The sequence below is a fragment of the Streptomyces boluensis genome, assembly GCF_009908195.1.
Classification (GTDB): domain Bacteria; phylum Actinomycetota; class Actinomycetes; order Streptomycetales; family Streptomycetaceae; genus Streptomyces; species Streptomyces boluensis.
In genome coordinates this window covers 17,933-38,607 of record NZ_JAAAHS010000013.1, presented here as the reverse complement: position 1 = coordinate 38,607, position 20,675 = coordinate 17,933, and the positions used below count along the sequence as shown (strand labels likewise).

16 protein-coding genes and 1 pseudogene are annotated in these 20,675 nt (G+C 68.3%); 14 read left to right on the top strand and 3 right to left on the bottom strand.

Annotation, left to right across the window (positions count from 1 at the left end; all coding sequences use genetic code 11):
• Positions 1–280: 280 nt before the first annotated feature.
• Positions 281–562, top strand: a pseudogene (locus GUY60_RS03515) (potassium-transporting ATPase subunit B); the annotation flags it as partial.
• A gap of 209 nt (positions 563–771) precedes the next feature.
• Here the strand turns inward: GUY60_RS03515 and GUY60_RS03510 are convergent.
• Positions 772–3,174, bottom strand: coding sequence for a GH32 C-terminal domain-containing protein (locus GUY60_RS03510; protein WP_161693609.1), 2,403 nt, complete (start codon positions 3,172–3,174; stop codon positions 772–774).
• A 266-nt stretch (positions 3,175–3,440) separates the two neighbouring features.
• On the opposite strand from GUY60_RS03510, the gene GUY60_RS03505 reads away from it, so the two are divergent.
• From GUY60_RS03505 to GUY60_RS03480, 6 genes are all read left to right on the top strand, one after another.
• Complete coding sequence (locus GUY60_RS03505; RefSeq protein WP_187369919.1) at positions 3,441–4,478, top strand: LacI family DNA-binding transcriptional regulator; 1,038 nt, start codon at positions 3,441–3,443, stop codon at positions 4,476–4,478.
• An 82-nt stretch (positions 4,479–4,560) separates the two neighbouring features.
• A complete protein-coding gene (locus tag GUY60_RS03500; RefSeq protein WP_161693607.1) occupies positions 4,561–5,883 on the top strand; it encodes an ABC transporter substrate-binding protein in 1,323 nt (440 codons plus the stop codon).
• A 97-nt stretch (positions 5,884–5,980) separates the two neighbouring features.
• Positions 5,981–6,946 carry a carbohydrate ABC transporter permease gene (locus GUY60_RS03495; protein WP_161693605.1) on the top strand — a complete coding sequence of 322 codons (966 nt, stop codon included), beginning with the start codon at positions 5,981–5,983 and terminating at the stop codon, positions 6,944–6,946.
• On the top strand, positions 6,943–7,827 hold the full coding sequence (locus GUY60_RS03490; protein WP_161693603.1) for a carbohydrate ABC transporter permease: 885 nt from the start codon (positions 6,943–6,945) through the stop codon (positions 7,825–7,827). The genes GUY60_RS03495 and GUY60_RS03490 overlap by 4 nt, the downstream gene beginning before the upstream one ends.
• 77 nt (positions 7,828–7,904) lie before the next feature.
• Positions 7,905–9,359, top strand: a complete 1,455-nt coding sequence (locus tag GUY60_RS03485) for a glycoside hydrolase family 32 protein (RefSeq protein ID WP_161693601.1) — start codon at positions 7,905–7,907, stop codon at positions 9,357–9,359.
• 179 nt (positions 9,360–9,538) lie between these two features.
• The gene (locus GUY60_RS03480) at positions 9,539–9,907 is read left to right on the top strand and encodes a VOC family protein (RefSeq protein WP_161693599.1); all 369 of its coding nucleotides are present in this window, start codon (positions 9,539–9,541) and stop codon (positions 9,905–9,907) included.
• Positions 9,908–10,149: 242 nt separating this feature from the next.
• Here the strand turns inward: GUY60_RS03480 and GUY60_RS03475 are convergent, their stop codons facing one another.
• Entirely contained in the window at positions 10,150–10,452 is a 303-nt protein-coding gene (locus tag GUY60_RS03475) for a putative quinol monooxygenase (RefSeq protein ID WP_161693597.1), read from the bottom strand.
• Positions 10,453–10,498: 46 nt separating this feature from the next.
• Complete coding sequence (locus tag GUY60_RS03470) at positions 10,499–13,060, bottom strand: glycoside hydrolase family 32 protein (RefSeq protein WP_161693595.1); 2,562 nt, start codon at positions 13,058–13,060, stop codon at positions 10,499–10,501.
• 536 nt (positions 13,061–13,596) lie between these two features.
• Between GUY60_RS03470 and GUY60_RS03465 the strand changes: the two genes are divergently transcribed.
• From GUY60_RS03465 to GUY60_RS03435, 7 genes are all read left to right on the top strand, one after another.
• A complete protein-coding gene (locus GUY60_RS03465; RefSeq protein WP_161693593.1) occupies positions 13,597–14,619 on the top strand; it encodes a sugar ABC transporter substrate-binding protein in 1,023 nt (340 codons plus the stop codon).
• 53 nt (positions 14,620–14,672) lie between these two features.
• A complete protein-coding gene (locus GUY60_RS03460) occupies positions 14,673–15,689 on the top strand; it encodes an ABC transporter permease (protein WP_161693591.1) in 1,017 nt (338 codons plus the stop codon).
• Positions 15,686–16,510, top strand: coding sequence for an ATP-binding cassette domain-containing protein (locus GUY60_RS03455; RefSeq protein WP_161693589.1), 825 nt, complete (start codon positions 15,686–15,688; stop codon positions 16,508–16,510). Before GUY60_RS03460 ends, GUY60_RS03455 begins: the two co-directional genes overlap by 4 nt.
• Positions 16,511–16,577: 67 nt before the next feature.
• Entirely contained in the window at positions 16,578–17,606 is a 1,029-nt protein-coding gene (locus GUY60_RS03450; RefSeq protein ID WP_161693587.1) for a LacI family DNA-binding transcriptional regulator, read from the top strand.
• A gap of 637 nt (positions 17,607–18,243) precedes the next feature.
• A complete protein-coding gene (gene tgmA, locus GUY60_RS03445) occupies positions 18,244–18,456 on the top strand; it encodes a putative ATP-grasp-modified RiPP (protein ID WP_246234227.1) in 213 nt (70 codons plus the stop codon).
• Positions 18,456–19,433, top strand: coding sequence for an ATP-grasp ribosomal peptide maturase (gene tgmB, locus GUY60_RS03440; protein WP_161693583.1), 978 nt, complete (start codon positions 18,456–18,458; stop codon positions 19,431–19,433). The genes tgmA and tgmB overlap by 1 nt, the downstream gene beginning before the upstream one ends.
• A gap of 877 nt (positions 19,434–20,310) precedes the next feature.
• Positions 20,311–20,559 (top strand): hypothetical protein, encoded by a 249-nt coding sequence (locus GUY60_RS03435; protein ID WP_161693582.1) that lies wholly within the window; start codon positions 20,311–20,313, stop codon positions 20,557–20,559.
• The last annotated feature ends 116 nt before the right edge of the window (positions 20,560–20,675 follow it).

Genomic DNA, 20,675 nt, shown 5'->3' with positions numbered 1-20,675 from the left:
GGGGCGCCGCTGAGGACGCTATGCCCATGGCCGGCCGTGTTCCGACGTCCCATGACGCGATGCTGACGCCGCCGCGCCGGACGCTTACGGGGCCCTGACGCACGCCCGGGAGTTCGCCGTAAGAGAGGCGCAAATTCCGTGTAGTGGCTGGTGTTTGAGTCCGTCCGGCGGCATAGATTCCCTTCGGCCGCCGGAGGCCACGCACTCAGCGGAGTGCTCCTCCGGTGAGCCGTCACGCGGCGGCCTCCCGTCGTCATCCGCCGCGTCCGCGCGCTGCCGTGTCGTCGCCCTCATCCCGACGACGATCGGCGCGCTGCTCTCCGCGATCGGCATCGCCGGCATGGACCGCCTCGTCCAGCGCAATGTGCTCGCCATGTCCGGAAGGGCAGTTGAAGCCGCGGGCGACGTCGACACCCTGCTCCTCGACAAGACCGGCACCATCACCCTCGGCAACCGCGAGGCCGCCGCGTTCGTGCCCCTCCCCGGCATCGACGAGTTCCGGCTCGCGGACGCCGCCCAGCTCTCCTCGCTCGCGGACGAGACACCCGAGGGCCGCTCGGTACGGGCACGTCCGTACGTCGTCGCCGCGGCGCCCTGAGGTTGCCCGCGCGCTCGGCACCCCGCTCAACTACTTCGCGGACCGGACGAGAGCCCATCCGACGTCTTGATCATCGGGATCCTGGGCCCGACTTCGCCAGGAAGACCTATGCCCGCCCTCCATGCCTACGGCCCAGGGCGCTGCTTCGGAGCGCTCTGGGCCGGACCGCGGCGTCAGACCGCCATGCCTCCCATCTTCCAGACCGTCAAGGACGTGACGGTGCTGCCCTCGCCGAAGAGGTGTACGCCGAGGGAGTCCGTGCGGGAGGGGTACGCGCGGGTGGTGATGGAGCGGTGTGCGTTCGCGTACGCCTCGATGATCGAGCGGTCGACGAGCACCTCCAGGGTCAGCTTGCCGCCGACGAGGGCGAGTGGACCCTTCTGGATGCCGAGGTCCGGCACGGCGCTGGAGACGTTTCCGGACCGGGTCCGGTCCACTCCGAGCTCCGTGGCCGACGTGTCGTAGAAGAGGCGGGTGCGTTCCTCGTCACCCGGGCTGCGCAGTACGTCGAGGCCGAACTGGGCGGCGCTGCCCGCTTCCATCGTCAGCTTGATGTGGAGCAGGTCTCCCTTGACTGAGCCGAGGGCGGCGTTCGCGTCGGAGACGGAGGTCGGACTGTCGATGTTCACAAGGGCCGCGCCGTCGTGGAGGCCCGCGACCTCGGCCACGGGCTCGAAGGCGAGGTCGCCGTCCTCCCGCTGGGACAGCACGATCGGCAGGCCGGCGTTGTGTGCCCAGCCGGAGTCGTGGTGGCCCTGTTCGGAGCGGCGGTCCTGGGCGATGGTGAAGACCAGGGAGCGCCCCTTGTCGTCGACCAAGCCGCTCGGGCCGGTGAAATGGTCGCCGTAGTCGAGCAGTCGCGGCTCGGTGCTGTCGGGTGTCCACTTGCGGGAGCTGCCGTCCCAGACACCGACCCAGTAGAAGACGTACTTGCTGCTGTACTCGCCGGGACCGGCGGGGAAGGCCGGGTTGATGAGCAGTGCGCGGCGCTCGCGGCCCTGCGCGTCCTTCCCGATCGGCAGGAAGGTCGGCAGCTCCCACACCTGACCCGTCTTCGGGTGGGCTGCCACGTCGCCGACCATCAACGGCCCCGCGTAAGTCCAGTCGGTGAGGTTCGTGGAGGTGTAGAGAAGCGCCGTGCCGCCGATGTCGGTGCCCGACGAGGTCTGGACGCCCGAGCCCACAAGCTGGAACCAGGTGCCGCCCTCCTGCCAGACGAACGGGTCCCGGAAGTCCCCGAAGCGGATCTTGCGGTCCGCACCGACGTCGAGATCGGCCTTCTGGCTGATCACGAGTGTGGGGTGCATCTTCCACTCCGCGAAGTCGGAGTCGTCCGGGTCGGCGGGTCGGGCGAGGCCGACTGCCTGGTTGGGGCGTATGGAGTCGTTGCCGGCGGTGAACAGCAGGGCCGGGACACCGTTCGCGTCGAGCGTCGAGGCCCCGGACCAGACGCCGTCGGGAGCCACGCTGTCGGCCGTCGGTACGAGTGCGACGGGCAGGTCGCGCCAGTGCACCAGGTCCTCGCTGACCGCGTGTCCCCAGCAGATGTTGTGCCAGTACGGGCCGTGCTCGTTGTGCTGGTAGAAGAGGTGGTACTTGCCGCCGACCTGGATGGGTGCGTGGGGTTCGTTCATCCAGTGGTTGGGCGCGGTGAAGTGGAAGGCGGGACGGTAGCGGTCGCCTTCGTACCGTGAGCGGTCCATCTCCATGGCGGCGTCGGGGATCGTGCCGCCGGTGAAGGTGTTCAGGTCCGCCTGGTGGCCGGCGGCGACTTCGGCGCCGCTCAGGGCGCCGCCGTGCAGTTTCAGTTCGTCGATCAGGCCGTTGAACATGTTCACCGCGAACGTGCCGTTGATGACGACGGGTTGGTTGTGCCGGCCGATGAGCAGTGGAACGTCCGCCTTGCTCAGCCGGGCGGACGTCGGGACCGTCGCCTGGGCGACCGATTCCCCGTTGAGATACAGCCTGATCTGACCGTCGGCAGGGGAGAACACGGCGGCTACATGCGCCCACTTGCCCGCGGTCAGAGCGGCGGACTGCGGTGCGGCCACCTCGTACCAGGCGTCTCCCGTGCCGATCTCGAACTTCCAGACGCCATGCCTGCCGACGCCCAGGCTGAACCCGCGCCGGGCGCCCTTGTCCTGCTGGTTGATGATGACGGACGGATTGCCCTCGTCCCCCCACTCGAAGGCTCGCGGCGCGACCCATCCCTCGACGGTCAGCCCGTCCGTGGGAAGCGTGGTCTCCGCGGCCCCGCGCGCGATCCAGGTGGAGTAGCCGTCGAACAGCAGGGCGCCGGAGAGGACTCCGTCCGCTTCCTGCTTCGGGGACCACAGCGGGGCACTGTCCGGCTTGTAGACGGCGTCGTTGAAGACGTAGTTGATCGGATTCGTGGACTGCGTGACCTTTTCCCGCGTGGTCACACCGGCCCCTTCAGGGAAGTCCCAGTGGGCGGTGAGGTCCGCGGCGCGCGGCCCGTTGGTGGCTGCCGAGCTCCTGGTGGGGGAGGTGAGCGGGACGAGCGCGCCCCCGACGGCGGCGGCGGACAGGACGCGGAGGACGTTCCTTCTCTTCACGAGCGGCTCCTGAGTGGACGGTCGTGCAAAATCGATTTAACTCTCCGGACAGCAGGCATGGTTGGGCGGCTGAAGCTGCTAACGCAAGAGCTAACGCACGAGCTGACGCAGATCTGGTGGCATCAGGGCGCCTCAGAATCGGAAGTAGCAGTACACAAGGGTCACTTCTGTTGACTGCGCATGTCCGAGGCGTTGACACGGTGTGGCGTGAGCAGCATCCTGCGTCAGGCACTTGCTAATCCGATTTAGCGGAGATCGAGGAGTCAATGTCCGGGAACCGCGTGACCATGGCCGACGTCGCCCGGCGGGCGGGGGTGTCCCCGACGACAGCGTCCTTCGCGCTGTCCGGCCGTACCGACATGCGGATCTCGGAGGCGGCCCGCAGCAAGGTTCTGGCAGCGGCGGCCGAACTGGGGTACCGCCCCAACGCCACGGCGCGCAGCCTGCGGACGAAGTCGAGTCAGACCCTCGGCTTCGTCTCCGACACCATCACCACCACGCCCTTCGCGGGCGAGGTGATTCGCGGGGCCCTGGGCGCGGCGAGAGCCAAGGATCACCTGCTCTTCATCACGGAGACGGGCGGCGACCGGGCGGTGGAATCCGGCCTCGTCAATGGCCTCCTCGACCGGCAGGTCGACGCAGTCATCTATGCCGCGATGTACACCCACTACGTCAGTCCGCCCCCGGAGTTGCACGGCCGTCGCGTGCTTCTGCTCAACTGTCTGGCCCCCGGCTTCGACGCGCCGTCGGTGATCCCCGACGAGATCGAGGCCGGCCGGACGGCGGGACGCGCACTGTTGGCCGCGGGACACACCGCGGGGATCTGGGCCATCGGCGGCCATCAAGCGATCCCCGCGACGCCGGACGGCGTCTTCGCCGGGCTCGAGCGCATGCGTGGCCTGCAGGAGGTCCTGCGAGAGGCCGGAGCCCGACTCGACGGCGTGGTCGAGAGCGACTGGAATGCGGAGGACGGCTACCGCGAAGTGAGCCGCCTGCTCGCCGAAGGTCACCGCCCCCGCGCACTGGTGTGCTCCACCGACAGGGTGTCCTTCGGCGCCTACCAGGCTCTGGCCGAGGCCGGCCTGTCCGTCCCGCAGGACGTCTCGGTCGTCTCCTTCGACGACCAGGACATCGCCGGCTGGCTCAAGCCGGCGCTCACCACGGTCGCCCTGCCCCACCACGAACTCGGCCGCAAGGCCGTCGAGTTGATTCTCGGAGACGGTCCCCTGCGTGCAGAGACCCACCGCGTTCCCATGCCCCTGCGGGAACGCGACTCCATCGGGCCCGCCCGGCCCACGGGCTGACATCACATCCGGTGGGGCCGGGGTGCCACCCGACCCCACCGCAGTCCATCCGTGCCCTTCAATCAAGAACGGACGAACCTCAATGCGCAGAACCATCGTAATCGCAGCCTGCGCCGCCCTGGGGCTGACAGCCGGCGGTTGCTCCGGAACGGGAGATGCCTCGGGAGGCTCATCCTGTGACGGAAAGATCGACGGAAAGCGAACGATCAGCACCTTCTACCACGGTGGAGGTGAAGAGAAGAAGACGTTCCTCAACGTGGTCGACAGCTTCAACAAGAGCCAGGACCAGGTCACCGTGAAGGTGCAGAGCGTCCCCGAGGGCACGTACAACGACTCCGTACAGGCCGCCTCCGCATCCGACAAGTTGCCGGACGTCCTCGACTTCGACGGACCCAACCTCTACAACTACGCCTGGAACGGCGACCTGATCCCGCTCGACGACTGCATCAACGTGCGCACGCAAGCGGAGTTGCTCCCCTCGATCACCCAACAGGGCACCTACGACGAGAAGTTGTACGGCGTCGGCGCGTTCGACTCAGGCGTCGTCCTGTACGCGTACAAGTCCGCCCTCAAGAAGGTCGGCGCCCGCGTCCCCACCGGCGTCGACGACGCCTGGACCGCCGCCGAATTCACCGACACCCTCGGCAAGTTGAAGAAGGCGGGCTACGAGCGGCCCCTCGACATGCATATGTGGTACGGGCGTCAGGGGGAGTGGTTCTCCTACGCCTTCAGCCCCATTGTTCAGTCCGCGGGCGGCGACCTGATAGACCGGGACGGGTACAGGTCGGCGGCGGGAGCGCTGGACAAGCCCGAGGTCGTCAAGGCGATGAAGACCTTCCAGTCCTGGTACACGAAGAAATACGTCAACACCGAGGCCCAGGACGACACCCCGTTCCTCAAGAAGCAGAGCCCGATCGCGTGGAACGGCATGTGGGCCTACAAGAACGGCTACAAGAAGGCGGCCGGCGACGACCTTGCGGTCATCCCCCTCCCTGATTTCGGCACCGGCTCGAAGACCGGCATGGGGTCCTGGCAGTTCGGCATCACACGCAAGGCCGAGGACCCCGACGCCGCGGCGGCGTTCCTTGAGTACCTGCTCACGAAGAAGAGTCAGCTCTCCATGTACGACGCGGTGGGTGCGCCGCCTTCGACCGAGAGGGCGCTCAAGGAAACCGACATCTATGCCCCCGACGGCCCGATGAGCCTGGTGACCGACAGCCTCAATCAGGCGCCCGATGTGGCGGTGCCTCGTCCTCAGACCCCCGCCTACCCCACGATCACGCAGGCGTTCTCGCAGGCCGTCGATGACATCAGTCTCGGCAAGGACGTTCCCGGCGCCCTGAAGAAGGCGGTCGACACGATCGACCAGGACATCAAGGACAACGACGGCTACCCCGTCCAGTGAGACCGCCCGGTGCGGCGGAGACCTCCCCGACCCGCGCCGCACCGGGCACTTCACGCTCCACCACCGCACCACGTCCTGTGCCTTGAGGTGACCCACCATGTCCCACACCACCCTCGACAAACCCGCCCCGGCGCCGCCGTCGGCCCCCGTGGCCCGGCGCCGCGCAGTGTCCGGGGCGAGCAGCCGAGGCCGCGTCGTCGCGATCCTGTTCTCCGCCCCGGCCCTGGCCCTGCTGGCCGTCTTCCTGATCTTCCCGTTCGTCTCCGCCATCGTCCTGTCGTTCACCAACCAGCGGCTCGCCTCGCCTCTCCCGGTGGAGTTCACGGGGCTTGAGAACTATCAACGCATCTTCACCGACGGGCAGTTCTGGCGCTCGTTCGGCAACAACACGCTGTTCGCGGCGATCGTCGTACCCGTGCAGACAGCCGCCGCTCTGGCCCTGGCCGTCCTGGTCAACCGACAGCTGCGGATGCGCCTCTTCTTCCGCACGGTCTACTTCCTGCCCACCGTGACGGTGATGGCCGTCGCCTCGGTGGTGTGGAAGGTGCTGCTGCTCCCCGACTCCGGCCTCGTCAACGGGGTGTTGGGCACACTGTCCTTCGGAAATCTTCAGCCCGGCTGGCTGTCCAGCACGAGCTGGGCGATGCCGGCGATCGTGCTGACCTCGGTCTGGCAGGGCGTCGGGTTCCAGATGGTGATCTTCCTCGCCGGCCTCCAGGCCATCCCCGCCTCGCTCTACGAAGCGGCGCGGGTCGACGGCGCCAACGCGTGGCAGCAGTTCCGCCACGTCACGCTCCCGGGTCTGCGCAACACCCTGGTGTTCGTGATCAATGTGACGGCGATCTTCGCGTTCCGCCTGTTCGACCAGGTCTACCTGATGCCGCAGTTCCCCGGCGGGCCCACGGATGCCACCCGCACGATGATGCTGCAGCTGCTGCAGACCGGGTACACCCGGCGCATGATCGGCCAGGCGTCCGCCATCGCCGTCGTCTTCTTCCTGTTCGTTCTCGCCGTCACGCTGGTCCAGCGTCGGCTCGGCCGTGAGGAGCGCACCGTCCGATGAGTCTCTTCACCGCCTCCGGACGCCGCTCCGCAAGGTCGGCCGCGGGACGCCCCCGCCACACTCACAACCTTCTGCTGCATTACCTCATCTGCGGACTCATCGCAGTGGTGATGCTGCTCCCGATCGTTTTCATGTTCGCCGGCGCCCTCAAACCCAACGCGGACGTCCTCGCTGACGGCGGCAGTTGGCGCGCGCTGATCCCGCTGCACCCGACGCTCGACAACTTCATCAGTGCGTGGGAACGCTCGAACTTCGGCCGACTGCTGCTCAACTCCCTTGTGGTGTGCGGCGCCACGGTCGGGCTCGGCCTCGTCGTCAACAGCATGTTCGGCTACGCGCTCGCCCGTCTCCGCTGGACCGGACGCAACGTCGTCCTCGCAGCCGTGGTCGCGCTCATCATCATCCCGTTCGAGGCGCTCGCCATCCCCCTGCTGCTGATGATGACGGAGCTGGGCTGGCTGGACACGTACCAGGCGCAGATCGTGCCCTTCATCGCCAACCCGTTCTTCATCTACCTCTTCTACTCGTTCTTCCTCGCGCTTCCCCGGGAGCTGGAGGAGGCCGCCCGGGTGGACGGAGCCGGTCCCTGGCGGACCTTCCGCAGCATCATCGTGCCGCTGTCGAAGCCCGCGTACGCGTCGGTGGCGATTCTGAGCTTCCTGATGACGTGGGGGCAGCTCCTGTGGCCGGTCATGGCCACGCGGAGCGAGGACGTACGGCCGCTGCCGGTTGGCATGTCCGTCTTCCAGACGCTGCCGCCCCTGCAGTGGGGAGACATCATGGCGTTCGCCGCGATGATGACCGTCCCCACCCTCGTGGTCTTCCTGATCTTCCAGCGCGCCTTCGTTCAGGGCGTGGCGGCGCAGGCGGTCAAGGAGTGACCGCACACGCACAGCCGACGTCCGCAGTACCGAACGGCGTGCCGTCGCACGCTCCTTCTCACATCGAAAGGCGGCCCATGGCCGACGACCACATACGAGACCCGCACCTCCCGGAGGTGCACCTCCGGCCGCCGGCGAACTGGATCAACGACCCCAACGGCCTGGTCCACCACGACGGTTGGTACCACGTCTTCTTCCAGCACAACCCGCAGGCGCCCACGCACGACCGCGTTCACTGGGGCCACTACCGCAGCCGGGACCTGCTGCGCTGGGAACCTCAACCACTCGCGCTCACACCGGAGCTCGGGCGCCCCGACGAAGACGGCTGCTTCTCCGGCAACGCCGTCTCGCACGAGGGCAGGATCACCGCCTTCTATTCGGCACACCGAGTCGGCCATCCCTGGCAGCCCGTCGCCGCGGCCGACTCCGGCCCGGACGGGAGCACGTTCGTCAAACGGCCCCAACTCCTCGTGGCGGACCCGCCGTCGGGCGTGACGACGTTCCGCGATCCGTACGTATGGCGGGACGGCGACCGCTGGCGCATGCTCGTCGGCGCCGGCTGCGCCGACGGTGACGGCGCCGCACTCTCGTACACCTCACAGGACCTCGCCGAATGGACGTACGACGGCCCCCTGCACCGCCGGGCGGACGCAGCGCCGAGCGACTCCGGGATCCGCACAGGAGAGGCATGGGAGTGTCCCCAACTCGCTGTCTACGAGGACGGACGAGCCCTGCTGCTCACGAGCGCCTGGTACCAGCGCACGGGCCCGTCACACGTCGTGGCCTGGAACGGCCACCGGGACAGCGGCGACTTCCGGTTCGGGACCGCGACCCGTTTCGACCACGGACCCGACTTCTACGCCCCCGCCCTGATGCGCGCCCCTGGAGGGAGATGGCTGCTCTGGGGCTGGTCCTGGGAGGCGCGGGACGAATCCTGCGCCAAGGAGGCGGGCTGGGCGGGGGTCCTGACCGTCCCCCGGGAACTCACCCTGCGCGCCGACGGAAGCCCTCACCAGGCGCCGGCGCGTGAACTGGACGGTCTGCGGACGAGCACATGGCTGAAAGCCACGCGGGCACAGTGCGGGACCACATCCGTGCTCGGCAGCGTCGGTCCCGCAGCCGACATCACTGTCCGCGTCGGCTTCGCCGGGGACACAGCCTGGGGGCTGCGGATCATGTGCGGAACGGGAAGCGCCGATCACGACGACGCCGGTTACCTGGACCTGGAGATCCGTGACGGCGCGTTGACGGTCGACCGCGGGCACGCCTCAGCCGATGCCCGCGCCCACGTGGGCGCCTACCGAATGCCGCTACCGGAGCTCGTCCCGGATGGGGAGGTCGAGCTGCGGATCATCCTGGACCACTCCATCGCTGAGATCTTCAGCGGTTCCGGTGAAGCGCTGACCCTTCGTTTCTATCCGGCGCAGTGCGAGTCGTGGACCTTGGTGTCCCGCGGGCTCGCGAGCGACGCGGTCGACGTGACCGTGACGGCGCACGAGCTGCGGACACCGGACGCCGCCACTGCCGGGTAGGGCGCGCCGGCAGCATGCAGGTCCGGGGCCGTCGGACCGTACGTATCGCGCCGCCCGCGTGCGTACGGTCCGACGGCCTCGCACTCTGTTGCAGATCGTCCGGCGGGGTGGTTCTGCCGATGAGTTCACCGTCCTCGAACGGTCTGCCGAGCGACACGACCGTTCTCGACAGGAGTGCCATGTCCACCATCCAGCCAGTGATCGTGACTGCCGACCAGGACGTTCTGCTCGGCTTCTATACGAAATTGTTCGGCGCTGAGGAGATCTTCCGGGTTCCGGCGGAAGGCCCGGCCTTCTACCTCGGCTTGCGCATCGGCGACACCGACCTCGGGCTGGTGGCCAAGGAGAACCCGGGGACCGGGGCGGCGCCGCGGATCCTGCTCAGCATCGGTGTCGACGACGTCGACGAGACGCTCGGCCGGGTGGAGGCGCTGGGCGGTGCGGTCCGCAGCGGCCCCAACGACATGCCGTGGGGACAGCGCGTCGCCCACATCCAGGACCCCGACGGCAACCCGTTGAACCTCACTCAGCCGATCCCGGCCCGGTGACGCTGTTCCGGGGGGGGGCATGTGCTGGCGTCGGCCTGCCCACCCGTTGGCTTGATCAGCAGCTTTCCGCCCTGTGGCGTCAGTCATCACCGTTTCGCCAGGCGGTGACCCCACCCAGGCACGACGTCGTTCACGGCCGCCCCCTGGAGGAGATCGACCGCATGCCCATGCAGTGCCCCATCACTTTGACAAGGGAGTGCGGGACGAAGCCGCGCCCGGGTGAGGGCCCTGTCGTCGACTCGTTACGGATGCGCCTCCAGCGGGTCAAGGAACGTCAGCACGGAGGCGTCCTCCTCGATCAGCGGGGTGAGGGCGGCGTTGAACGGGCCGCCGTACGGGGCGTTCAGGTGCGCCTGGAAAGCGTCCTCGTCCCGGTACACCTCGAAGATCCAGAACGCGCGCGGGCTGGCTTGCTTGGTGTAGACGTCGAAGACGAGATTGCCTTCTTCCTCGCGCACCTTCATGGCGTAATCCCCGATCAGGCGGGCAACCTCGGCCTCCGTTCCCTCTCGGGCGGTGAACTCGGCGAGCAGGGTCTTCTTCACGTTCTCGTGTCCTCGTCGGTCGTGTGCGGAGCGTTGGTCACCGGCGTCACTCGTGTGCGGAGTCGAGGTGCCAGACCTCGGCCTTGTCCAGCATCACCGAGCCGTTCTCGGCGAAGACCTCCACCCCCTGGCTTTCGGGATCGGGGAAGATCTGGTCGGTGATCACGGCCTCGCCGCTGCCGCCGAAGACCTCGACGGAGGACCAGTCGACAAGGATCCGGAGCTTCACTTCGCCGTTCTTGGCCTTGAGCGGGGCTGTCTGAACGCCGGGGAAGGTGCTGTTGAAGTCGACGGCGCCGGAGCGGGTGCGGTCGACGTACAACTCCTGGGTCGTGGCGTCGTATCCGATGACCGTCTCCTCACCCTCGGCGCCGGTACGGACCTTCAGGCCGAAGCGTTCGGCGTCCTTGAGGGAGAAGGTCGCCTCGATGTCGAGTGCCTTGCCCCGGGCCTCAGGGCCGATCAGAGGCTTCGAGGCGCTCTTGACCGTTACGCCGGACGCCGTTGCCGGGCGGTTCTGCCGGAGCGACTCCAGGCCCTTGACCGGCTTGCTGGTCAGCTGGGCCCGGCCGTCGACAGTTCGCAGTGCCATTTCCCGGGGAGTACTCCCTGCACCACGCCAGGGCGAGGTGGGGACGGCACCGGCGTAGTCCCAGTTGTTCATCCAGCCGATCATGTACCGCTTGCCGTCCGGCGCGTTCTCCCAGGACACGGCCGCGTAGTAGTCCTTGCCGTAGTCGGCCCAATCGGCGCGCTGCACAACAGACTTGGCAGCGGTGTCTGCGGCGGTGAACTCGTCGGCGAGGATCTGGCCCCAGCCGGCGGTGTTCATGTCGACGATCTGGATCTGCGCCTGCCTACCGGCGTAGGGGCGCATGTCGAAGGAGGCCCAGTCCAAGGTCTGGCTGTTGGAGCCGGTGGCGCTGCGGACGACCTTGCCGTCGACGATCAGGTTGACGGCCGTCTCCCGGGAAACCGGCCGGGCCTGGGTGTCGGAGAGCATGAGGTGGTCGACGTTGAGGTGGCCCCAGCCGCCGCTGTTGTCGTCGACGATCTTGATCTGCGCCTTCTTGCCCGCCAGCTCGCGGACGTCCCACGAGGCCCAGTTGAGCGCTTCGGCGTCCTGGCCTGAGGTGCTGCGGACCACCTCGCCGTCGACGAGGAGTTCGACGGCGGTCGGGTTGTCGGAGCCGGCGGGGTGATTGCCGCCGCCAACGAGGAAGTTGACGTAGTCCTTGTCGATCGTGAACTCGGGCGAGGTGAGGGTGCCGGTGGGGGAGTCGCCGTTCAGGTAGCTGTTGACCAGGCCGTCACCCAGAAATCCTGAGACCTCCTGCTGGTTGGGGAGGGTTCCGGTGGCCGGTGCCGAGCCGAAGGCGTCCCCGGTCCTCGTCCAGTCGCCGTAGCTGCCGCCTTCGAAGTCGGCGAGGACCGTGCCCTCGGGCGGCGGGCCCTGGTCGATGACAGATCCGGGCACGTGCGGGTGCCGGCCGCCGCCGACCTTGAAGTTCAGGTATTTGCTGTCGACGGTGAAGGAGGGCGAGGTCAGGGTGCCGGTGCCGTCGTCACCCGTGTGGAAACTGTTGGCGAGGCCCTTGCCGTCGAAGCCGGTGACGGCCCCCTGCCCGTCCAGCGCACCGGCCGACGGTCCCTCGCCGAACGCGGTGCCCGTGGTCGTCCACGAACCGAAGTCGGCGCCCTCGAAGTCCTGCACCACCGTGCCGGTCGGCGGGGTGTAGGAGCCCTTGTCGTCGGCGGTGAACTTCTTGCCGTCGAAGTCGCCGACGAAGTACTGGGCGGCCGAACCTCCGGCGATGCCACCGGGGTTGATGTTGACCACCAGGACCCACTTGATGTTGTTCTTGTCCCCGTCGACCGCGAGGGGGAACAGGTCGGGGCACTCCCACACGCCGCCCGTCGCACCGGCGGGCCCGAAGTCGCTGAGCACGTCCCAGTCCTTGAGGTTCTTGGACGAGTAGAACCGCACCTTGTGCTCGGTGGACAGCGACACCGTCATCAGCCAGCTCTTGGTGGGCTCGTGCCACTGGACCTTGGGGTCGCGGAATTCCTTGGAGCCAATGTCGATGACGGGGTTGTCCTGGTACTTCGTCCAGGTGCGGCCCCGGTCCGTGCTGTAGGCGAGCGACTGGGCCTGTACGCCCGTGTCCTTGTCCGCACTCGTGTACACCGCCACCATGGGCGGGTTGTCCTTCGTACCGAAGCCTGTCGTGTTGTTCCAGTCGACGACCGCGCTGCCGGAGAACACCATCTCCTCGTCGTCGTGCGACAGGGCGAGCGGCAACTCCTCCCAGTGCACAAGGTCCTTGCTCACCGCGTGGCCCCACGACATGTCGCCCCAGGAGTTGCCGTTGGGGTTGTACTGGAAGAAGAGGTGGTACTCGCCCTTGTAGTACACGAGCCCGTTGGGGTCGTTCATCCAGTTCTTCTTGGGAGTGAAGTGGAACTGCGGGCGGTAAGTCTCGGAGTACGGCGGGGTGTCAGCGGCTACGGCCGGCGGGGCCAGCGGTGTGGCGGACAGGGCGCACACGGTCGCCACCGCCGCCAGCAACCGGATGCGGGCATGCCGGGATACACGTCCAGATCTCATGGGGTCTCCTGTGCTGCGGCCGTCCGCGCAGCGGTGCCGGCGGGCCCGGCGCGGACGGACCGGGAAGCGATCCCCTCGTCATCGGCGTCGTCCACACCTTTGGAGGGGTGTCATCGCTGACATGTGTCATCGATGACATCGGGTTGCCCGATGATGAGCGCAATCCGGCCGACGCGTCAACGCTTCGGTCAGAAACCGCTTGGCGCGACTCACCGATCCGTCAGGCGCCGCCGAGGAACGTGAGCTGCGCCAACTGCCTCTGCCTGGCGGTTTGGGGCCGGCGGTCGCACACATGGCTCTCTTCTGGGAACGCGGGCAGCCCGGGCGCGTAGCGGGCAGACGCTGAACGGATTCGGGCCCGCCAGGGCCACGGACGTTGCCGATTTGTGACGGGTGAAAGGCATTGACGTTGCCGGGGCGCGGAGTCCATCATCCTCGCCAGGCAGTGTCAACGATGACATAAGTCAACGATGACACCCGGGCGGCACACTCTGAATCCCAGCCCTGTGCCGCTCCCCATCCCACAGGAGCCGATCATGTCTCGCAGCATTCGTCTGTCCTCCTCCCTCTCCCTCCTCAAAGCCACCGCGGTCACGGGTGTGGCGGCCCTCGCCCTCACCGCCTGCGGATCCGGATCGGGCACCGCGAGCTCCGGATCGGGCAGCGTCAAGGTCGGTCTGATCACCAAGACCGACACCAACCCGTTCTTCGTGAAGATGAAGGAGGGCGCGGAGAAGGCCGCCAAGGAGAGCGGCGCCGAACTCTCCACCGCCGCAGGGAAGTTCGACGGCGACAACGAGGGCCAGGTGACGGCTATCGAGAACATGGTCGCCGCCGGTGTGAAGGGCATCCTGATCACCCCGAACGACTCCAAAGCCATCGTGCCCGCCATCGAGCAGGCCCGCGCCAAGGGTGTCCTGGTCATCGCACTCGATTCCCCCACCGAACCCGAGGACGCCGTGGACGCCCTCTTCGCCACCGACAACCTCAGGGCCGGTGAACTGATCGGCCGGTACGCCAAGGCCGCCATGAAGGGCCGCGAGGCCAAGATCGCCACCCTGGACCTGGCCCCCGGAGTCGCCGTCGGACAGCTGCGCCACGACGGCTTCCTCAAGGGCTACGGCCTCAAGAAGGGCGCCCCGGAGGTTGTCTGCTCCCAGGACACCGGCGGCGACCAGGCCAAGGGCCAGACGGCGATGGAGAACTGTCTGCAGAAGGCCCCCGGCATCAACGTCGTCTACACCATCAACGAACCGGCGGCCCTCGGCGCGTACACCGCTCTCAAGGCCAAGGGCCGCGCCGACGACGTCCTCATCGTCTCCGTCGACGGTGGCTGCACCGGCACCGAGGCCGTCAAGTCCGGCCGGATCTCCGCCACTTCGCAGCAGTACCCGCTGGTCATGGCCGCCAAGGGCGTCGAGGCGGTGGTGACGTACGCCAAGGACGACAAGAAGCCCAAGGGATACGTGGACACCGGGGTCAACCTCGTCACGGACCGCGGCGTCGACGGCATCACCGCCAAGGACTCGGCGTACGGCCTCAAGCACTGCTGGGGCTGAACCACCACGGTGCCAAACGCATTGCACTGATCGACCAAGGAGCCGAAAGCCTCATGAGCACGACCACCGCGCCCGAACGCGAAGCGGCCGCGCCGCCGCCGGCCGGACTGCGGCCCGACTGGCGCGCATTGACCACTCATCCCACAGCCGGCCCGCTCGCCGCACTCGTCGTCGCCTGCCTGTTCTTCACCTTGCAGAACGACCAGTTCCTGTCCGGTGGGAATCTCTCGCTCGTCGTCCAGCAGGTCATGGTCGTCGGCACCCTCGCCCTCGGCCAGACACTGATCATCCTCACAGCCGGCATCGACCTGTCCTGCGGTGCGGTGATGGCCTTCGGCACCATCGTGATGGCCAAGCTCGCCGCCGACGGCACGCTGCCCCCTTATGCCGCGATCGCCGCGGGAATCGGCGTCTGCGCCCTGTTCGGGCTCGCCAACGGCGCACTGGTGACCTACATCAAACTGCCGCCGTTCATCGTGACCCTCGGCATGCTGAACATCGCCTTCGCGCTCACCCATATCTACTCCGCCGAACAGACGATCACAGACCTGCCCGGCCCGCTCACTGCCCTCGGCCAGACCTTCCCGCTCGGCCGCACCGACATCACGTACGGCTCGGTCCTCACGATCGTGCTCTTCCTCGTTCTGGCCTACGCCCTGAGCCAGACCGCATGGGGCAAGCACACCTACGCCCTCGGCAACAGCCCCGACGTCGCCCGGCTGACCGGTATCCGAACGACCCGACTGCGCCTGGGCATCTACACGCTCGCCGGACTCATCTACGGCATCGCGGCCCTGCTTCTGGTCTCCCGTACCGGAGTTGGTGACCCCAAAGCGGGCCAGACCGACAACCTCGACGCGATCACCGCAGTCGTGATCGGCGGCACCTCCCTGTTCGGCGGGCGCGGCGTGGTGATCGGCACGCTCGTCGGCGCCCTGCTGGTCGGCGTGTTCCGCAACGGCCTCCAGCTCATGGGCGTCGGCTCCATCTACCAGACCCTGATCACCGGCGGCCTGGTGATCCTCGCCGTCACCGTCGACCAGTTCTCCCGCAGGAAGGCGAGCCGATGACACCGACACCCGTACTGAAGGCCCGCGGGCTCGTCAAGCGCTACGGCCACGTCACCGCCCTGGACGGAGCCGACTTCGACCTCATGCCCGGCGAAGTGCTCGCCGTGATCGGCGACAACGGCGCCGGCAAGTCCAGCCTGATCAAGGCACTCACCGGCGCACTCCAGCCGGACGAGGGCACCATCGAACTCGACGGACAGCCGGTGCGCTTCCGCGGCCCCCTGGACGCCCGCCGTCTCGGCATCGAGACCGTCTACCAGGATCTGGCGGTGGCCGCCTCCCTGGACATCGCCTCCAACATGTTCCTGGGCCGCGAGGTGCGCCGCCCGGGAGTGCTCGGCAGCGTGTTCCGCATGCTCGACAAGAAGCGCATGCGTGAGGAATCGGCCGCCAATATGGCCGACCTCAAGATCGGCCTCCGCTCACTCACCCAGGCCGTGGAGACCCTGTCCGGCGGCCAGCGCCAGGGGGTGGCGGTGGCGCGGGCCGTCGCATGGGCCCGGCATGTCGTCGTCATGGACGAACCGACCGCCGCCCTCGGAGTCAAGGAGTCGGGCCAGGTCCTCGACATGATCAAGCGGGTGCGCGACCGTGGCCTGCCGGTGGTCCTGATCAGCCACAACATGCCGCATGTCTTCGAACTCGCCGACCGCATCCACGTCCAGCGCCTCGGCCGCCGGGTGGCCCAGATCCGCCCGCAGGACCACACCATGGCGGAAGTCGTCGCCATCATGACCGGCGCACTCACCGTCGACGAGACCGGGGATACTGTCATAGCCGACTCCCAGGCCGCCAAGGCCGCCGGAGTCCAAGCCCACTGACGTAAGCCTGCGAGGTTCCGGCCGTTGCCCGCGGCCGGAACTGACAGGCCCTCAAGAAATGGTCTCCATGGCAGCGAGCCGCCGCCCCACCCTGGCCGACGTCGCCCGAGAAGTCGGCGTCAGCGCCAAAACGGTCTCTCGTGTCCTCAACGAGGACGGACCCGCCTCGGCCCGGACCAGGGAACAGGTACTGGCCGCCGTCGCCAAGCTCGGCTTCCAGCCGAACCTCATGGCCCGCAACATCCGCGTCGGCGGCCCGGACGCAACCATCGGCCTGGTCATCCCCGACGTCGCCAACCCCTTCTTCGGAGCCGTGGCCCGCGCGATCGAGGACACCGTCCGCGAACGCGGCCTGACTCTGCTCATGGGCTCCTCAGCCGACGATCCCGCCCGCGAACGCGCCCTGACGGACCAGTTCCTCGCCCGCCGCGTCAGCATCCTGATGGTCGTGCCGTCCGTCGGCGCCGACCACACCCACCTCAAGTCCCATCGTGAGGCGGGGCTCCCCGTGATCTTCCTCGACCGCCCCGGAGTCGGCCTGTCCACCGACCGCGTCGTCAGCTCCAACCGCGTGGGCGCCCACGACGGCGTAGCCCACCTCATCGCCCACGGCCACCGCCGCATCGGCTTCCTCGGCGACCTGCCCCTGAAGCTGTACACCCGCCGCGAACGCCTGGCCGGCTACCGCTCGGCCCTGGACGAGGCCACCATCCCCTACGACCGCTCGCTCGTCGCCAACGCCCACGACCAGCAAAGCGCCGAGGCCGCTACCGCCCAACTCCTCGACCTGGCCGATCCCCCCACCGCGCTGTTCGCCGGCAACAACATCATGGCGCTCGGCATAGTCGCCGAACTCGCCCGCACCAAGCGCAAGGACGTCGCCGTCGTCGCCTTCGACGACATCGCACTCGCCGAGGCCCTCGAACCGGCGCTGACCGTCGTAGCCCAGAACGCGCAAGAACTCGGCGAAGCAGCGGCGACCATCGCCCTGACCCGCCTCGACGGCACCCGCACCCGCGCCCGGACCATCACCATCCCCACCCGGCTGATCGCCCGGGGCTCGGGGGAACAACCGGCACCCGGAACGAACGCATGAGGCTTGACCAACGCCCGGTCACCACCGAGGTCGTTGGCGTACGTCAACGGTTCAGCCGGGGTCCAGTACTTGGCCTTCGGCGTCCAGTGTGGGCAGGGGGCCTCAGCGTTCATGGAGGGAGCTCATTGAGCCGACGGCATCGGAAACGGGGGCGTGTTGGACGGTGCCGCGGTGTCCCGTGTCCGCCCAGCATTTGAGTACGCGTCGGCGGAAGCCAGGACGTACGGGGAGCCAACCGCGCCAGTGAGGCCCCGTTACAGGCGACGGAGTGGGATTGCCAGACAAGACCTTCGCCGTCGACCTCGACCGCACCGCGGTCTCACCTCGATCGGGATGGGGACCGGGTCTGTGAACGCCTCGAGCGCCCGCAGCGGACGGCGTTGCTGCTTGGCGCCACCCTGCGGCGGATCGGCCCGAACGCCGACTGCTGGCCGGGGATGGTGCGTTGCGAACCGCCCCGACCGGCCAACCGGGCCGGAAGTGGACTTCCGGCCAGTACACGGCAGGGGCAGGATGCTCGGACGGGCCTGCGGAGGCCCCTCGCGGCCCTTCGCAAAGCCCGCCGGGAGCCCGTCGAAGCCAGGGAGGCAGCACGATGGAAACGCGAGCCCCAGGTGCCCCTTGGGGCGTCACCCGCATGGCGCCATATGCCGAGACCGGCACAGTGACACGGCGTACGCCGGTGATCGACCCCGAGACGCAGATCGCCGTCGTCGTCGACGAACACGGCCGTTCGGTCGAGCTCAACGACTACAACAACCAGACCAGCAGCAGCACTTCGAGCCACACGGGCACGAGCAGCGGCGACAGCCACGACTCCGACGACTCCCACGACGACGACCACGACTGATGGCCGCAGCTCCAGGCGGATCGGTGCTGGTCCTGACCGGCCCCGACGATGTGACCGCCGACCTGGTCCTGCGCATCCTCGCGAACCGCCGGGTCCCCGTCGTCCGGCTCGACCCCGGCAGGGACCCGCACGAGGGCGCTGCGCTCACCGCCAGGTACCGCACAGGTGACCGGAGCGGCACCCTGCGCACCCCCAGCCGCGCGCTCGACCTCGACCAGGTCCGGTCCGTCTGGACGCGCAGACCCTCACCCTTCGAGGGCCCACCCGAACTTTCCGGCCAGGAAAGGGAGTTCGCCGCGTCGCAGTCCTTCTGGGGCGTCGGCGGCATCCTCGCCTCGCTCCCCGGCGCCCACTACGTCAACCACCCCTGGCGCAACCGCGCGGCCGAGTACAAGCCCGCCCAGCTGGCCGCCGCCGGGCGCAGCGGATTCCTGCTGCCGAGCACGCTCATCACCAACGACCCAGAGCAGGCACGGGAGTTCACCGCCGCACAGGCCGGCGGCGCCGTCTACAAACCCCTGTGGAACACGCGGTACCAGGCCGACGGCGAAGCCCAACAGGTGTGGGTGCGGGAGGTGCGCCCGTACGAGATCAACGCGGCTGTGGCCGTCTGCCCGCACCTGTTCCAGGCCAGGGTGGACAAGGCCTACGACGTACGCGTGACGGCCGTCGGCGGGCGGCTGTTCGCGGTCCGGATCGACAGCCCCGATCTCGACTGGCGGCAGCGGCAGTCCCTCATGGAGTGCACCCCGATCACCGTCCCCGACCGGGTGGCGCACGCCGTCGCCGCATACCTCGACCAGTGTCAACTCGCCTTCGGGGCCTTCGACTTCGCGGTCACGCGTACCGGCGACTGGTACTTCCTGGAGTGCAACCCCAACGGTCAGTGGGCCTGGCAACCGGACGCCGTCACCGGTGCGATCGCCGAGGCCATCGCCGACCGGCTCGAGCACGGGCCCGACCTCACCGACCGGTAGCGCCCGCCGATCGCGGCCACGCGTCTCCCGGGTGAGCAGGGCGCACACCAGGCCGACCAGGGCCGCGCCCGCGATCGGCCACGAGGCACCGCCCGCCGCACCCAACAGCGCGCCGGCCGCCAGAGGCGCACGCAACCGGCGACCACACCGCCCAGCTGGTAGCCGATCGACGTGCCCGTGTACCGCACGTCCACGCTGAACATCTCCGCGTAGAGGGCGCCGCCGTCGGCCCGTACGTCCCGGCGTGCGCGACCGCCAGGGCGAGCAGCAGGACCAGCCGGACGAGGGTGGTCCGCCCGGTGGCGAGCAGCGAGAAGAACGGGAACGCGAGCAGCGCCGTGAAACCCGCAGCGGCCAGGAACACCGGCCGTCGCCCCACCCGGTCCGGCAGTGCCCGAAGAACGGCACCGTCACCGCCTCGAACACCGCCGCGATCAGCATGCCTGACAGCAACCCCCCTCGTGCCAGGCCGAGTTGGGATGGTCCAGTCTTCCGGCCTTGTGGCGTCGGCCAGCCGTTGGACGGACGATCGGCTTCCGGCGCCCGCTGGTGGACGTCGCCACGGCGGCTTCCACCAGCGAGGGCTCGGCCCGCGCGTTTACGCCTCGAAGCCCGACCGCGAGTACCTCGCCGAGGTACGTGAAGATCACCTGCGTAGCTGGTACCGGGAGCGCGACCTTCTGGCCCGGGACGATCTCTAGCGACCTGAGTCAGAGATTCTCAGGTGGTGCCGGCCGAGCAAGTGGTGAGACCTTGGCAGCGTCGACTGACATGCGAGCTCCGGCCGGCCGGCTGAACCACCAGGAGATCTTTGACTCAGGATGCTAGATCGGAGCGTCGTCGCCCGACCGATTATTCGGGCTCCTAATCTCCGGTCATGGCATCGGATGACCGGGAACGACGGTGGCGCCAGAGCAGCCCCGCGGAACTCTTCGACCGGCTGACCGGACGTAATCTTCCCCTCAAGGTCGTACTCTTCGCGGCCGGGCTGGTAACTGCGATCAGCAACCAAGAGCGCCTCGGTGAGGTAGTTGTGAACACGTACGCGGAGACCGACCCCTTCACTGAGTTCAGCAAGGTGTATCCACAGCAGATCGGCGTCGACCGGATCACGGTCCGTCCGTAGCTAGTGTCCTGAGTACCCCCTGATCGTTCAGCCGGCCGGCCGGAGCTCGGCCGCTGCTTGTGCTCGCCTGTTCACGTGGCCCGGCCTCCCGTCCCGCGCCTGCGTGTCCGGACGCA